Here is a 15,563-nt window from a genome sequence, read left to right as displayed (position 1 = left end):
CCCCTCACACCCAACCCTAAGAACAAGACCAACGAGGTGTCGACATGCGTCATCTGCAAGCCCTGATTCCTGCAGCATTCACCCTGCTGTTCGGTGCAGCCGCCCAGGCTCAGCCCACGGTCAGCGTGTACAACTGGACCGACTACATTGGCGATACCACCCTGGCCGACTTCCAGGCCAGCAGCGGGATCAAGGTGGTCTATGACGTGTTCGATTCCAACGAAACCCTGGAGGGCAAGCTGCTTGCCGGGCGCACCGGCTACGATGTGGTCGTGCCGTCCAACCACTTCCTCGCCCGCCAGGCGCAAGCCGGTGCCTTCCTGCCACTGGACCGCAGCAAGCTGCCAAACTGGAAGCACCTGGACCCGAAACTGCTCAAGCAACTTGAGCAGAACGACCCCGGCAACCAGTACGCGGTGCCCTACCTGTGGGGCACCAACGGCATTGGCTACAACGTCGAGAAGGTCAAAGCTGCACTGGGCATCGAGCGTATCGACTCCTGGGCGGTGCTGTTCGAGCCAGAGAACCTGAAGAAACTCAAGCAGTGCGGGGTGGCCTTCATGGACTCGCCCGACGAATTGTTCCCGGCCATGCTCAATTACCTGGGCATGGACCCGCGCAGCGAAAAGCCGGCTGACTACGCCAAGGCCGAAGCGCACCTGCTTGAACTGCGCCCCTATATCACCTACTTCCACTCGTCCAAATACGTTTCGGACCTGGCCAATGGCGACATCTGTATTGCCTTCGGCTACTCCGGCGATGTGTTCCAGGCCGCCAACCGCGCTGTCGAGGCGAAAAACGGCGTGAAGATCGCCTACAGCATCCCCAAGGAAGGCAGCAACCTGTGGTTCGACCTGCTGGCCATTCCCAAGGACGCCAGCAACCCCGAGCAGGCGCTGGCCTTCATCAACTACCTGCTCGAACCACAGGTGATCGCCAAGGTCAGTGCCACCGTCGGCTATGCCAATGCCAACCCCGACGCCAAGGCCTACATGGATGAGTCGCTGGTCAACAACCCCGAGATCTACCCACCCCAGGAGGTGCTGGACAAGCTGTACATTTCCAGCACGCCGAGCCCGAAGATCATGCGGGTCATGACCCGCTCCTGGAGCAAGATCAAGTCCAACCGCTGAGCCGAGAGCGCGCCATGCCATTCGACACCCAACACACTGCGTCGTACTACGCCGCTACCGCGCGTGATACCGCGCCCTACCCCAGCCTGGACGGCGAACTGACCGCTGATGTGTGCGTGGTCGGCGGTGGCCTGACCGGGGTCAATACGGCGCTGGAACTGGCCGAGCGTGGCCTGTCGGTGATCCTGCTCGAAGGCCGGCGCGTCGGCTGGGGCGCCAGCGGGCGCAACGGAGGCCAGTTGATCCGCGGCATCGGCCATGACGTCAGCGGTTTTGCGCGCTATGTCGGCCAGGACGGCGTGCGCTACCTGAAACAGGCCGGCATCGACTCGGTGGCCCTGGTGGCCAGGCGTATCGAGCAGTACGGCATTGCCTGCGACCTGCGCTGGGGCTTCTGCGAACTGGCCAATACACCTGCCCAGTTCGCGGCGTTCAAGGACGAGCAGCGCGAGCTGGCGGAGCTTGGCTATGGCCATGAAACGCGCCTGGTCGGCCCTGAGCGACTGCATGAGATCGTTGCCAGCGACCAGTACGCCGGCGGGCTGGTGGACATGGGGTCGGGCCATCTGCACCCGCTCGACCTGGTCCAGGGTGAAGCGCGCGCGGCCCATGGCCTGGGGGTACGCATTTTCGAGCAGAGCCCGGTGCTGCGCATCGAGCATGGCACCACGGTCACCCTGCACACCGCTCGGGGCAAGGTCAGGGCACAAAGCCTGGTGCTCGGTTGCAACGCCCACCTGGACGAACTGGAGCCACGCCTGAGCGGTAAAGTGCTGCCTGCCGGCAGCTACGTGGTGGCCACCGAGCCACTGCCCGAGGCTGTGGCCAAGGCGCTTATCCCGCAGAACATGGCGATGTGCGACCAGAAGGTCGGCCTGGATTACTACCGCCTCACCGCAGATCGTCGGCTGTTGTTCGGCGGGGCCTGCCATTATTCAGGGCGCGACCCGAAGGACATCGCCGCCTACATGCGGCCCAAGGTGCTCAAGGTGTTCCCGCAACTGGCCGACGTGCGCATCGATTACCAATGGGGCGGGATGATCGGCATCACCGCCAACCGCTTCCCTCAGGTCGGGCGGCTGAGCCAGTACCCGAATGTCTACTACGCCCAGGGCTACTCTGGGCATGGCCTGAATGTGACGCACTGGACGGCCAGACTGCTGGCTGAAGGGATCGCTGCCGGGCACAGCCAGGGGCTGGATGTCTTCAGCGCCGTACCCCACCTTACCTTCCCGGGCGGCAAGGCGTTGCGCTCGCCGCTGCTGGCGTTGGGGATGCTGTGGTATCGGGTGCGCGAGGTGCTGGGTTGACTCAGCACTCGACGAACGCCACCGCCAAACCACCACGCGAGGTTTCCTTGTAATTGGCATGCATGTCGGCACCGGTATCGCGCATGGTGCGGATTACCCGATCAAGCGAGATGAAGTGCTCGCCATCACCGCGCAGGGCCATCTGCACGGCATTGATCGCCTTGACCGCGGCAATCGCATTGCGCTCGATACACGGCACCTGGACCAGGCCTGCGACCGGGTCACAGGTCAAGCCCAGGTTGTGTTCCAGGGCAATTTCGGCGGCGTTTTCCAACTGCGGCGGTGTAGCGCCGAGCACTTGGGCGAGGCCTGCCGCGGCCATCGAGCACGCCGACCCCACCTCGCCCTGGCAACCCACCTCGGCACCGGAGATCGATGCATTCTTCTTGCACAGGATGCCGACAGCGGCAGCGGCCAGCAGGAACGCCACCACATCGTCGTCACAGGTAGCGGGGTTGAATTTCATGTAGTAGTGCAACACCGCGGGGATGATGCCCGCCGCGCCGTTGGTCGGCGCTGTGACCATGCGCCCGCCAGCGGCGTTCTCTTCATTGACCGCCAGGGCGAACAGGTTCACCCACTCCATGGCACTCAGGGTCGAGCCGATCACATTGGGTTTGCCCAGTTCCTGCAGGCTGCGATGCAGGCGTGCAGCGCGGCGCTTGACGCCAAGCCCGCCAGGCAGGATGCCCTCATTGCGCAGGCCGTTGTCGACGCATTCACACATCGCCGCCCATATCCGCAGCAGCCCTTCGCGCACCTCGGCTTCAGGGCGCCACGCGCATTCATTGGCCAGCATCAGCTGGGCAACGCTCAACTGGTGGGCCTTGCACAGCGCCAGCAACTGGGCGGCACTGGAGAATTCGTAGGGCAGCGGGACTGCAGCCGCCTGGTTCTGGGGCGCGTCGATTTCACCCTGCTCGACAATGAAGCCGCCACCAACGGAGTAGTAGGTCTGGCTGAGCAGGCTGCCCTGCTCGTCCATTGCCTCCAGGGTCATGGCATTGGGGTGGTACGCCAGGTTTTCCTCCAGCAGCAGCATGTCGCGTGCATAGATGAAAGTCAGCGGGTGGCTGGCGTCGAGCATCAGGCATTGCTCCTGCATCACCTGGCCGATGCGTGACTCGATGGTGGCCGGATCGATCCGGTCCGGCCACTGCCCCATCAGGCCGAGCAGGCAGGCGCGGTCAGTGGCATGGCCCACACCCGTGGCGGAAAGCGAACCATAAAGCCGTACTTCGATACGCCTTACCTGGCCCAGCAAGCCCTGGGTGCGCAATGCCTGGGCAAAGGTGGCGGCTGCCCGCATGGGGCCGACGGTGTGGGAACTGGATGGGCCGATGCCGATTTTGAAAAGGTCGAAAACACTGATAGCCATGCTAATGCCTGACCGCGCCGGGCTGTATCACCGTTACGCGGCTGTCTGGATAAATTGAACGCTATTGCGGATTTGCGCGATACTGCCGCGCTCACCTGTTGATGACCAACGAAACTTTCTAAGCAAGGCTTTAGCAGAACTAAACGATGCGACGACAAATGAACGGCCAGATGTTCGTCTGGCTGCATGTTTTTTCCTGTGCGGCACGGCATCTCTCTTTCACCCGCTGCGCCGAGGAACTGCACATCACCCCCGGTGCGGTCAGCCAGCAGATGCGCCAGCTGGAGGAGCGCCTTGGTTACCGCCTGTTCCTGCGCCGGGCGCGGGGGGTAGAGCTGAGCGCCGAGGGGCAGCGCCTGGCGCAGACCGTGGCCGAGGCCTACGGCAGTATCGAAGCCGAATTGCTGCGCCTGGACGCCGGCGAGATCCGCGGCACCTTGCGCGTACGCTCGATTCCCTCGTTCCTGGCCAAGTGGCTGACACCGCGCCTGCCGCGCTTCCAGCAGCGGTATCCGGATATCGAATTGCGCCTGGTGGCCGAAGACAGTGCGCAGGCGTTGAACCCGGGCGACTTCGACCTGGCCATTGACCTGAATGATGGCAGCTACCCGGGCATGCTCTCGACCCCGCTGCTGGACGAACAGATCTTCCCCGTCTGCTCGCCAGCCCTGCTGCGCGGCCGCCCGCCACTGCACGGGCCTGCGGACCTTGCCCACTATCCACTGCTGCACGACATCACTGCCTGGCGCGGCAGTTCGGACTTTGCCGAATGGGAGTTCTACCTGGAGGGCATTGGTGCGCCACGGCTGGATGTGCGCCGGGGGCATACCTTCAACCGCAATCACCTGACGATAGAAGCGGCGATTGCCGGGATCGGCGTGGCCATAGCCCGTCGCACCTTACTCAATGATGAACTGGAACGGGGTGCGCTGATCGTGCCCTTCGGTGTGCCGATCGCCAACCACAAGCGCTATGTAGTGCATTACCCGCCAGGCGGGCTGAACCAGCCGGGCGCTCGTGCGGTACACGACTGGCTGGTGGAAGAGGCCAAAAGCTTCCTCCTGCAGCACCCTGTTCAAGCCCGTACCGCGTCCACCCGCACATCCGCGTAATCATTCGACTGCAACGCGTTTCACATCGAAATCAAACGAGGGAACGTACTCACCGGCCAGCAAATGTGGGCATTTGGACGAGACAAAGTTGTCGCTCAACAGGTCTTGGGCGCTGTCATAACCCGGCATGGAAATGCCTGTGATGTTCAACAACGTATGCGGGAGAGAAGAAATACTGACGGTCTGCCCTTCCCGCTGCTTGAGCTTTTGCAGCGTTTGCGCCTGCCGCTGCAGCAGGCTGCCTGAAGCCCAGAAAAACGCCGCGACCGAAAGGTCATACTCATTGCCCATACCGTGCCCTAGCAGGCCGCGGCTGTCATCCAGCAAATTCTCGCCATGGTCTGACGAATAGACCAACAGCGCCTTGCGCTGGCTGCTTTTGAGTTGATCGATGATCCTTCCCAACAGCCAGTCGGTGTACAAGATGGAGTTATCGTAATCTGCGGTGATCCGGTCCTTCGCGCTGTCGGTCGCAGGCTTGAATGTGCCGAACTCGCGTGGGTAGCGGCGGGCGTAATCGAAATGGCTGCCTTTGATATGAATAAAGATCGCCTGTTTTTGCGTGCCGCCTTGCTCGACGATGTTTTCGTAGGCCGACATCAATGCACCGTCGTAGCTGCGCTCAAAGTACTGCCGGCTCTGGGCCTCGGCAGCAATTTGCGGAATGATCCCGCCAAAACTGTCGACTTCCTGGGAAGACAGCCAGTACGTCTTGTAGCCGGCGGCGCGGTAGATGCCAACCAGCGATTTGGTCGAGGCGATCAGGTCCCAGTGCTCGATCGGCTCCAGGCTGAGCATCGAGGGCACCGCGACCGACGTATGCGGCGCCGTGGTGCACATGTTGTTGAACTTGAACACCCCCGACTCTTTGTCAAGGTTCGGCGTGGTGGAATGGTGGTAACCATACAGCGACCAGTTGTGTGGCCGTGAAGACTCGCCGATGACGAACACGAGGGTCTCCACGTCAGCGGCGTCCGATACTGCTGTTATTTTTACCTCGGACTCCAGGCGCTGTTTGATATAGCGCTTCGACTCGGCATACAACGTTACCGTCAAGCCGATTTGCGACAAATAACCCACAGGGGTACTTTGGTCCTTCGCTGCCAAGTCCAGGACTGCACTCTTACCCAGCGAGTTGAGCTTTACGGTTTTATAAAAATAGGCGCCATACCCCAACACCAAGGCACTTATCGTCAAACCGAAAATCGCCTTGTTCTTGTAAAACGTGCGCCCGTGCAACCCTGCCAGCCCAACGCCGTAGCACAGCACGAATACCAGCAGCACCGCGCTGATCGAATGCCAGTAGGTACTGAGGAAATCAGTAGCCTCTTTGTAATTGGTCAGCCCGATAAAAAGATAGGCCGCCGTCAAGCGTGAACCGAAGTTCAGCACCAGAAACAGGTCCACGCTGGCCGCCAGATAAAATGGCAACAACAGAAGATGAACCTTGAATTGATTGGTTGAAACGAAACGCGTGGCCAGCAGCCATAACATTGAAATGGCAAACGTATAGATAACCAGCAAATCCGTTTTCGAGCAATTGCACTCGGCCAGTAGCCTTACGAACAACGGCGACAGCAGAAACGACCATAACAGCAGAACCGGCCACTCTGCCTTCACTACCCTCGAGGCAACACCGCCCAGCCGAGACATGGTTTTCATTGATCACTGACCCTCTGGATGGCGCTCGGTCGAGTACCGGCCTTCAATAAGCCTGCTTGCCGGTAAAGGCATTGAGCGTTCGTACCAGAATCACGAAGTCGAGCCAGAGCGACCAGTTGTTGATGTACTCGATGTCCGAGTTCACCCGCTGGATCATCTGTTCGATGTCCTTGGTTTCGCCCCGGTAGCCACGTACTTGCGCCAAGCCTGTCATGCCGGGCTTGATGTTGTGGCGGGCGAAATAATCGACGATGTCCTGGGAGTACAGTGTGTCGTGTTGCAACGCATGCGGGCGTGGGCCCACGAGCGACATCTCGCCGGTCAGCACATTGAACAGTTGCGGCAATTCATCCAGGCTGGTGCGTCGGATGAAGGCACCGACCCGGGTCAGCCTGGGGTCATTCTTTTGCGCCTGCTGGACCACGCCACTGTCGGGTTGGTGAACGCGCATGCTGCGAAACTTCCAGATGCGAAAAGACTCCCCCGTCCACCCGGTACGTTCCTGGCGGAAGAACACCGGCCCGGGGCTGTCGAACTTGATGACGGCGGCGACCACCAGCAGTACCGGCGACGCACACAGCAGAATGAACGCGGCCAGCACGCGGTCTTCCAGGTTCTTCAGGAACAGGCTCATGCCCGTGAGCGGGGTTTCAGACAACGTCAGTACCGGGATGCCGGCAATTTCACGGACGCTGTGGTTGATCAGGCGCAGCGAGAAAATGTCGGGCACCCAGTTGACCGCAATGCACTTGTCCAAAAGTTTCAGGTAGACATCGTTGATCAGCTCAGAGCCGCCGAGCGGCGTCACCAGGTACACCGTTCGGATAGCCTGCTTGGCGATGATCTCGTCCAGGTCGGCAATACGGCCCAATACAGGCAAGCGCAATTTTGCATCGGCAGTGCCCTGCCCATCGAGCTGTTCATCGATCAGCACACAACCCACCACCCGCTCTCCAAACCAGGGGTTATTGCTTATTTTCTGGTAGAGGAAGTTGGCCAGGTCGCCCCCACCGATAATCAATGCGTTGTCCTGGCGAGCATGGGCAGTAAAACGCTTTTGCAGTTCGCGCACGACAATATGCAACAGCAACTGCACAGCGTAACCAAATATAAACAACTGCCCCACCAACAGCCGCGAATACGTTTCGCTTTGTTTGGTAAGAAAAGCGATAACCACCAGAAAACAAAACGTCGCAGACCACGCCTTGAACAGCCTGAAAGCTTTGACGGAAAGGCCAACGTTACTTCGATAAATGGCATAGTGGTCATAAATGACGGCCAGCGCACCGATCAGCAACAGCAGCATGATGACGTAGTCTGAAGTAATATAACCGAACTGATCGTAAATCAGATACCACGCGACACTGGTGACCGCTATGCCATCGAGGCCGGCTTGAATGGCGTTACTCACGCTACTTCTTCGCTGGAGCAAGGAACGGCTGCTTCTAGGCTCGAATACCATTATGAGGCCTCTTTTTATGTGCGTGACCCACGCGTCGCCATTACACCCGTGCGATAAAACCAACCTTAGGTTCAATACCAAATCATTAAAAAGCTGCCACGCCACCCCACGCCGCTTGATATCACTGTAGCAGTACCCGGCAGCCCGTGCGGGGCTGAATCCTCCTCGCTCAGGGTTCTGGCAGGGTCGCTTTGCTGCACAGCAGCGCCCGCAGCAGGAACAGTGGGTTGCCGACCACATAGCGCACGAACAGACGCCTGGGTTCCCTGCTCAGCCTGTACACCCATTCGCCGCCCAACCGGCGTAACCAGTCCGGGGCCCGGGTGACCTTGCCGCCCATGAAGTCCAGGATCGCTCCGCCGCAGACGATCAGGCAGGGCCTGCCCAGTTCAGCCAGGCGGGCCGCGACGTTCTCCTGCTTGGGCATGCCCATGCCCAGCACGATCAGCTCCGGCTGCTGCTGGCGCGCCAGATCAATGTAGGTGTCGATACTGGCGAAACCGTCATGCAGCGACACGACATTAACCCCGTAAAGCGCTTCACCCTGTTCGGCTGCCTGGCTCAGATACGGCTCCTGGGTGCCCCAGAACGCTACCCGCCTGCCGTTGTAAGCTGCGAGCAGTTCGGGAATGAAGTCGGTGCCGTTCATGTTCAGCCCGGGCGCCAGCCCCAGGCGCCGATACAGTATCGCGATGCCGGAGCCGTCGCGCAGCAGCACGTCCGCTGCCGCCAGCGCTGTGCAATAGTCGGGGTTGGCAGCCACCAGGTTCATGGCATGGGCATTGACGAAGCCGAGCACCGTTGCCGTTCGCGGAGCGCTCAGTGCCTGCAGCACCTTCTGCTCATCAGCCGCGTCATCGACCACGCGCAGCTTGCCGATGATTGTCTTCCAGCGTTGCAACCAGGGCCATGCGTCCATTCAGTTGTCATCCCGTTTCGAGCGCACCCATTCAACCTGGCGCTTGAGCAGAAAACCGAGGTACAGGGGAATCTTCTTCGCCGCGTAGAACGGGGCATACAGCAATACGGAAAACGGGATCACCTCACGCGAGAAGCGCCACCAGGCCAACAATACAGCGGCCACCAACAGCACCAGGTTGACGGTGGCAAGCACTGCCGGCAGTAAAATGCCGAAGAACAGAAATGCCAGCCATGCCACGCTGAAGACCACCATCATGGCCAATGCCAGCAGCGCCAGCGGCGGTACCAGCAGGTCCACGGCCATGGCCAGCAAAGGCCAGTTACCCTGCGTCAGCGAGCGACGAATCAAACCGGGGCCCTCCGTCAGGAGCAGCCCCAGATGGCCATGTTCCCAGCGGGTGCGTTGGCTGGTGAGACCTTCCTGGCTGGTCGGGAACTGGCTGGTGACCGTAGCAGCCGGGCAGAACAGCGGCGGTTTACCATCGCGGCACAGCTCCAGGCCCAGCTTGATGTCTTCGACCAGATGGCCGGTCGCCAGGTTGGCCGCGGTCACATCCTGCCAGCTGAACGCCATGCCCGCCCCCATCAACTGGCACGGCAAGCCTGCCCGAGCCCATCCACGCGGGCGCACGAGATTCTTCACGCGCCAGGCGAATTCGGCGACCTGCACTTTCAGCCCGGCGCCTGCAGGCGCATGCATCAGGTACAGGGACTGCACAGGCCGGCCGGCCTCGATGCAACAGTGTGCCAAGCGCTCGACGGCACCGGCACTGACCTGGCAATCGGCGTCGATGATCAGCACCACGTGCGGCGGGTTGTGCGCCAGATGCCGTACACCGTAGTCCAGCGCATAGCCCTTGCCCCGCAGGTGCGCGTCCTGGCGCTCGATCACCTGCGCACCGGCAGCACGCGCCAGTGCGGCGGTATCGTCGGTGCAGTTGTCCGCCACCACCAGCAACTGGTCGCCCTCGCGCAATTGCGCGCCGATGGCCGCAAGTGCCGACTCGATGACCAGCGCCTCGTTATGCGCCGGTACCAACACCGCCACCCGTGGGCGTGCGCCCTTGGGCTGTGGCACCGGCCGCGCCGGCAGGCAGGCCAACAGCACCTGGACCAACAGCACCAGTACCGGCAGAAGCACAAGCAGTGCCACGATGCCCAGCAGCCAACTCAATAAAGTAATCATGCAATTGCCTTGAAATAGCGAACCAGCCTGGCCGCTTCGGTATCGATATCGTGGCGCTGGAGCACGCGCTCGTAAGCCGCTTGCCCCATCCGCTGCAGGGCTTCGGCAGGCTGCGCCAGGCAATCGGCCATGGCCGCAGCCAACTCCTGCACTTCGCCTGCCGGGAACAGCCAACCGTTTTCCCCCTGCCGAACCAGCTCGGGTATGCCGGCCACATAGGTAGTCAATACCGGCCGACGCAGGGCCATGGCCTCCATGATGACCACCGGCAACCCTTCGGCGAAACTCGGCAGCACCAGTGCGCGGGCGGCCAGGATTTCTTCACGTACCTGGGCGCTGCTGATCCAGCCAGTGACGCGCACCTGTGCCTGCAAGCCATGGCGGGCGATCAACGCGTCGATCTGCTCACGCATTTCACCGTCGCCGGCCAGCACCAGTTCAAACGCTACGCCCTTGGCCAGCAGGATCCGGGCTGCTTCGAGCAGCAGCAGCTGGCCCTTCTGCTCGCACAGCCGCCCTACGCACACCAGCCGCAGCGTTGCCGGGGGCGCAATGGCCGAACCTTCATGGAAACTGCGCTCCAGGCCGCAATGCACCACCTTCACCTTGACCCAGTGCTCATGTGCCACCCAGCGAAACAACTGGCTGCGCCCGTAGGAGCTCACCGCAGCGACGAATGCTGCGCGGCGGACCTTCTCATCCATGTGCAGGAATTGCGGCTTGTCGAACTCCTCGGGGCCATGCACGGTGAAGCTGTAGCGGGGGCCACCGAGCGCGTTGGCCAGCATGACCACTTCGGTGGAGTTGGTGCCAAAGTGCGCGTGCACGTGCTCAGCAGCAGCGCCTTGCAACCACTGCACGACACGGCAGGCTTCAGCCAGGTAGACCAGGTGATAGGGCCAGGGTCGGTCGGCGCGCACCCCCATGCGCAACGCCAGGCGCAACGCTGACATGAAACGCCGCGGCTCGGCGCGCGCTACCTGCAGCATCGGTTTGAGCAGGCCCTTGACGCCCCCTTGCAGCACGTAGCGGGTCTTGCCCTGCTCGGCGATGTCTTCATCGTCCTGCAACTCGGCGTCCCAGCCACGCAGGGCGATGCGTTGAACCTCCATGCCTTGACGTTCGAGCGCCAGAATTTCGCGACGAATGAAGCTGTGACTGACCTTGGGATACTGATTGATGAAATAAGCAATGCGCATACGCCCCCAAATCGAAATCCGTTTACTGATAGGGTCGGGCCGCTTCTGCGACGCCCTGACCTTTACCTCATGCTGTGGCTCACTGACTACAGGCTAGCTGAGGATGCAACGGCAGCTCTGTTTGCGCGGCGGTGCCGGGCAGTGCTGCTTCTATCTTGGCGAAAACGTCGTCCAGTAGCGCGTTACGCCGTCGGTACATGGCCCGTTTCTTCGGCGCGATGTCCTCCAGGTTACGCCTGGCAGCTGCCAGGGGGACCACAAAGAAGTCCTCACGCTCCGACGTTTCGGCACCGCTCTCCTGCCATATCACATCATAGTTGGCTGCCAGGTCCTGAGCCTTCTCAACCCCGAAATACGGGTGACGGTGGTGCCGGCACTGATCGCCGACAGCATAGATGCGGGCGACCCCGGCCGCTCTGGCCAGGCACTTGAGGGCTTCTAGCAGAAAGCTTCTGGGGCGCAACCCTTCGAAATCCTTGGTCAGGTCGCGGTAGATGTTCAGCGAGGTTTCGCTGTCGATGCCTTTATGGATGCCCTGCACGGCACCAATGAACAGGCACAGCTCGCCCTCTGTGCGGCACAGCGTGAACGCCAGCGACGCCACACGCAGGTCAGCCTGGAACAGGTTGATCACCAACTCCCCTTCCCGCTTGAACCAGATGGGCCGATCCAGCACCAGGGTGCACCCGTTGGAGTAGGCGGACAGGTCGCAGACAACCTGGCGCTCCTCGCGCTCCAACAGCAACAGTGCCGGGCAATGGCTGGCGACCACTTCATAGTGCGATGCCACCACATCGAGCCGTTCACGGGCGTCCCAGCATTTGCTGATGTAGGGCCACTGCACCACCCCGATGCAGTCCACGCCCAGCCTGGCGAAGCGCTCGTTGCCCAGCGCACCTGACATGCGCTGCATGAACGTGCGCAAGTCCGGCCACTGCCTGATCATTGCTGTGGCCAGCTTGTACTTGTTGTTAAACGCCCGCAGCGAATAGCCGGGTTGCAAGGTGAATACGCTTCTGGCTAACGATCCGAGCATATTAGGCATCTCATTTGTACTCGATCAACGCCGGGTTACCGGCCGTGAACCTGTTCAGCACAAACCTCATCTGGCCCAGCATCTCCGGGAATTTGCCCAGCACCAGAAATACCGCCTGTACTGCGTTTTCACGCGCCGACCTACCGCCACGGCGCGCCAGGCGCAGCATCTGCAGCGGGTAGACCAGCAGCAGTACCAGTGCCCACAGGCCCATCCAGATGCTTGCTAACGCGACCAGCAGTGGAATGCCCAAGCCCCAAACCCATGCACGGCGCGACTCGCGCAGCCAATGCCGCTCCGGCGGTGCGCCATGCAGTGAGGCGCCCTCGGCATAGGCATAACCTGCGCGTACGCTGCGCCGCCACCACTGGCCGAAGCGCGTCATGGCGGCATCGTGCAGGGTCATTTCAGCAGCCAGGCGCCAGACCTTCCAGCCGGCCGCCCTCAGCCGCACGCACAGTTCGGGCTCTTCCCCGGCGATCAGTGCAGAGCGATAACCTGCGACGGCCACGAAGGCATCGACACGCATGAGCGCATCACCGCCACAGGCCTTGGTTTCCCCCAGCGGGGTATCCCACTCCAGGTCACACAGCCAGTTGTAGACAGAGTGCTGGGGAAAGCGCTCGCGGCGCCGCCCACACACCACCGCCACCTGCGGGTGGGTGTCGAGAAAGGCTTGCGCCGTGACGAGCCAGCCGGCATGCACTTCGCAATCGCCATCGACGAACTGCACATGGCGTACTGCAGGCAGGGCCTTTTGCAGGCAGGCAAAACCCTCATTGCGTGCACGCGCGGCGGTGAAAGGTATGGTCATGTCCAACGTCAGCACCTCGACGCCCAAGGCCGATGCTCGTTGCACGGAGCCGTCCGTGGAGCCTGAGTCCACGTACACCACCTTGTCCGCACGCCCCGTCAGCGACGCCAGGCAGCGTTCCAGGCGAAGGCCTTCGTTACGGCCGATAACCACCACTCCAATGCCTGTCACCTTGAGCCTCACTCGCAGCGCTTGAGGGAACCACCCCGGGTACGGTCAGCCATTGCCTGGCTCATGTGAACTCCATCGTTTCGCTGGGTTTTCGGGCCTTGATGGTCGCTGGCACGCCCACAGCCAGTGAATTGTCCGGCACATCGATCAACACTACAGCGTTGGAGCCGATCGACACGTTGTTGCCGATGCGAATGTTGCCCAGCACCTTGGCCCCGGCGCCGATATCGACGTTGTTGCCAAAGATGGGCGCAATCGGTTCATTGACATTCTTCAGGCCGACCACCACACCATTGCGAATCCGACAGTCATCACCGAATCGCGCATAGCCGCTGATGACGATGCCGCCGAAATGGTCGATGACGAAGTTGCGACCGATCACCACTTCACACGGTAACTCGACGCCGGTGATGATCTGTACGAACTTGAACAGCACCTTGTAGACGAACGACAGCACTTTACGCAAAGGTGCCGGCCGCACGCCGTAGCGCCAGCGGCCAAAACGATAGACCAGCAGTACCCAGAAGCCCTGGGCACCCCAATCTCCACCGTGTGCACGCAAGTCCGCGCGTATGTTCTGGAACATGGCTTCACCTACCGTGTGGGTTGGCTGGCAAACTGGGTCTTGAGCAACAGTGACCAGGTGGCGCGCGTGTGCAGCCAACAAGCCTTGATCGCGCCCCAGCCTCGCCCCTTGAGCAATGCCTTGAGCGCCAGCACCAGGTCACCCAGGCTCACCAGCAGCATGTGCAGGATCAAGCCCGGCACGCCATGGTGCTTGCGAAAGTACAGCAGCTCGCTCTCGATCTGGTAGCTGGAGATCTGCCGGCTCGCAGCCTCCAGTTCGGCGACCGACTTGGAGCTTTCCCCGCCAATGTGCACCACGGTGGTGTGCGGGTAGAACACCACCTTCCAACCGGCCTCCTTCACTCGCTTGCAATGGTCGACTTCCTCGTAATAAAGAAAGTAGCGCGGATCGAACAGGCCCACCTGATCGAGCACCTCGCGGCGCACCAGGTAAAAGCAGCCCGGCAACCAGTCGCATTCACGCACCGAGGCATGGTCCCAGGCCATCTCGTCGACCATCTTCAGCCCGGGGAAAAAGCGCCCCAGGCCGGTACGCGCGACAAACACATTCAAGGGCGTGGGGAAGTAGCGGCAACTGGGTTGCAGGTCACCGTCGCGCCCCACCAGGCGCACGCCCAGAACGCCACAGTCCGGGTGCGCGTCCATGTAATCGACGGTTTTTTGCAGGCTGTCAGCAGCGACGAAGGCGTCGGTGTTGAGCAGCAGCGCGTACTTGCCCTGCAGGTGCGCCAGCAACTGGTTGTTGGCGCGGCCAAAGCCGACATTATGCGTGTTGCTCAGCAGCACAGCTTCCGGGCAGACCTCGGCCAGGCGCTGCACCGAATCATCGACGGATGCGTTGTCCACTACCAGGTAACTGGCCAGCCGTTCACTCCCGGCTTGGCGCAGCGCATCGAACATCGGCTGCAGCAACGATGCGGTATTGAAATTGACGACCATCACGTCGACGGGTTTGCTATCCATTGCTGCCGTCTCCGAAGAAATACTCGCTGCGTTGGCGTGCCAGCGCAGGTTCCACGGTCGGGTCGTAAGCACCTTTGCGTTGCTTGACCGTCTCGATCCAGGGGTAGGCATTGCAGCGCGCCTCGACCCGGCTGATCAGTTCTTCAGTCGTACAGATGACTTTGGCCGGGTTGCCCCCGACCACCGTGCCGGGTGGAACATCCTTGGTGACGACAGCGCCTGCAGCGACCACAGCGTTCGGCCCTATGGTCACGCGCGGCATGACGATCGCACCATGCCCGACAAAACAGTTGTCCTTGATGTCAATGTAGCCGACCGAATCAAGGTGTTTGCCGTAACAGATCTCGATCAGCGCAACCACACCGTCGTGGCCGATCAAGGTGCAGTCCGACAGGCCCACATTGCTACCGATGCGTACCAGAGTGGGGTCGGTGACATTGCAGCCGCAATTGATATAGACATTGCTGCCCACCGAGTGGAATTTGCCCCACCGTGCCAGGTAGGTACCCCACTCCAAGGGCGTCGGGTTGCAGAATTTCTTGTAAGCCGAGCCTCCCCGTCCTGTTGAGTAGACATACTGCGTCATGGCATTGCGTATCCATCCAATCATTCTGCTACCCTCGCACGT

At 61.2% G+C, this 15,563-nt stretch carries 14 protein-coding genes; 3 read left to right on the top strand and 11 right to left on the bottom strand.

Annotated elements, in window-relative coordinates:
* Nucleotides 1–44: 44 nt before the first annotated feature.
* Together ACMGGN_RS07910 and ACMGGN_RS07905 are read left to right on the top strand one after the other, a co-directional pair.
* Entirely contained in the window at nt 45–1,133 is a 1,089-nt protein-coding gene (locus ACMGGN_RS07910; RefSeq protein ID WP_046786006.1) for a polyamine ABC transporter substrate-binding protein, read from the top strand.
* A gap of 14 nt (nt 1,134–1,147) precedes the next feature.
* The gene (locus tag ACMGGN_RS07905; protein ID WP_119687148.1) at nt 1,148–2,443 is read left to right on the top strand and encodes an NAD(P)/FAD-dependent oxidoreductase; all 1,296 of its coding nucleotides are present in this window, start codon (nt 1,148–1,150) and stop codon (nt 2,441–2,443) included.
* 1 nt (nt 2,444) lies between these two features.
* Here ACMGGN_RS07905 and ACMGGN_RS07900 read toward each other — a convergent pair whose 3' ends face one another.
* Nucleotides 2,445–3,821 carry an L-serine ammonia-lyase gene (locus tag ACMGGN_RS07900; RefSeq protein ID WP_404602440.1) on the bottom strand — a complete coding sequence of 459 codons (1,377 nt, stop codon included), beginning with the start codon at nt 3,819–3,821 and terminating at the stop codon, nt 2,445–2,447.
* Between the two features lie 146 nt (nt 3,822–3,967).
* Here ACMGGN_RS07900 and ACMGGN_RS07895 point away from each other — a divergent pair, with 146 nt between their 5' ends.
* Nucleotides 3,968–4,933, top strand: coding sequence for a LysR substrate-binding domain-containing protein (locus ACMGGN_RS07895; RefSeq protein ID WP_414156645.1), 966 nt, complete (start codon nt 3,968–3,970; stop codon nt 4,931–4,933).
* Here ACMGGN_RS07895 and ACMGGN_RS07890 read toward each other — a convergent pair whose 3' ends face one another.
* From ACMGGN_RS07890 to ACMGGN_RS07845, 10 genes are all read right to left on the bottom strand, one after another.
* Nucleotides 4,934–6,595: a phosphoethanolamine transferase gene (locus ACMGGN_RS07890; protein WP_414156644.1), complete on the bottom strand. Its 1,662-nt coding sequence runs from the start codon at nt 6,593–6,595 to the stop codon at nt 4,934–4,936.
* Nucleotides 6,596–6,638: 43 nt separating this feature from the next.
* Nucleotides 6,639–8,057 carry an undecaprenyl-phosphate glucose phosphotransferase gene (locus ACMGGN_RS07885; RefSeq protein WP_046786001.1) on the bottom strand — a complete coding sequence of 473 codons (1,419 nt, stop codon included), beginning with the start codon at nt 8,055–8,057 and terminating at the stop codon, nt 6,639–6,641.
* Nucleotides 8,058–8,226: 169 nt separating this feature from the next.
* Nucleotides 8,227–8,976 carry a WecB/TagA/CpsF family glycosyltransferase gene (locus ACMGGN_RS07880; RefSeq protein WP_046786000.1) on the bottom strand — a complete coding sequence of 250 codons (750 nt, stop codon included), beginning with the start codon at nt 8,974–8,976 and terminating at the stop codon, nt 8,227–8,229.
* Nucleotides 8,977–10,164 carry a glycosyltransferase family 2 protein gene (locus ACMGGN_RS07875; protein WP_251962569.1) on the bottom strand — a complete coding sequence of 396 codons (1,188 nt, stop codon included), beginning with the start codon at nt 10,162–10,164 and terminating at the stop codon, nt 8,977–8,979.
* Nucleotides 10,161–11,363 (bottom strand): glycosyltransferase, encoded by a 1,203-nt coding sequence (locus ACMGGN_RS07870; protein ID WP_346640537.1) that lies wholly within the window; start codon nt 11,361–11,363, stop codon nt 10,161–10,163. Before ACMGGN_RS07870 ends, ACMGGN_RS07875 begins: the two co-directional genes overlap by 4 nt.
* 79 nt (nt 11,364–11,442) lie before the next feature.
* A complete protein-coding gene (locus ACMGGN_RS07865) occupies nt 11,443–12,399 on the bottom strand; it encodes a VirK/YbjX family protein (protein WP_125923704.1) in 957 nt (318 codons plus the stop codon).
* 10 nt (nt 12,400–12,409) lie between these two features.
* Nucleotides 12,410–13,384 (bottom strand): glycosyltransferase, encoded by a 975-nt coding sequence (locus ACMGGN_RS07860; protein ID WP_237858596.1) that lies wholly within the window; start codon nt 13,382–13,384, stop codon nt 12,410–12,412.
* 61 nt (nt 13,385–13,445) lie between these two features.
* Nucleotides 13,446–13,970 (bottom strand): serine O-acetyltransferase, encoded by a 525-nt coding sequence (locus tag ACMGGN_RS07855; protein WP_414156643.1) that lies wholly within the window; start codon nt 13,968–13,970, stop codon nt 13,446–13,448.
* 8 nt (nt 13,971–13,978) lie between these two features.
* Nucleotides 13,979–14,935: a glycosyltransferase family 2 protein gene (locus tag ACMGGN_RS07850; protein ID WP_046785995.1), complete on the bottom strand. Its 957-nt coding sequence runs from the start codon at nt 14,933–14,935 to the stop codon at nt 13,979–13,981.
* Nucleotides 14,928–15,545, bottom strand: coding sequence for an acyltransferase (locus ACMGGN_RS07845; protein WP_046785994.1), 618 nt, complete (start codon nt 15,543–15,545; stop codon nt 14,928–14,930). Before ACMGGN_RS07845 ends, ACMGGN_RS07850 begins: the two co-directional genes overlap by 8 nt.
* Nucleotides 15,546–15,563: the final 18 nt, after the last annotated feature.

This window comes from Pseudomonas sp. BNK-30 (genome assembly GCF_047456185.1).
GTDB lineage: Bacteria > Pseudomonadota > Gammaproteobacteria > Pseudomonadales > Pseudomonadaceae > Aquipseudomonas > Aquipseudomonas putida_E.
This window is presented reverse-complemented; position numbering and strand designations above follow the sequence as displayed.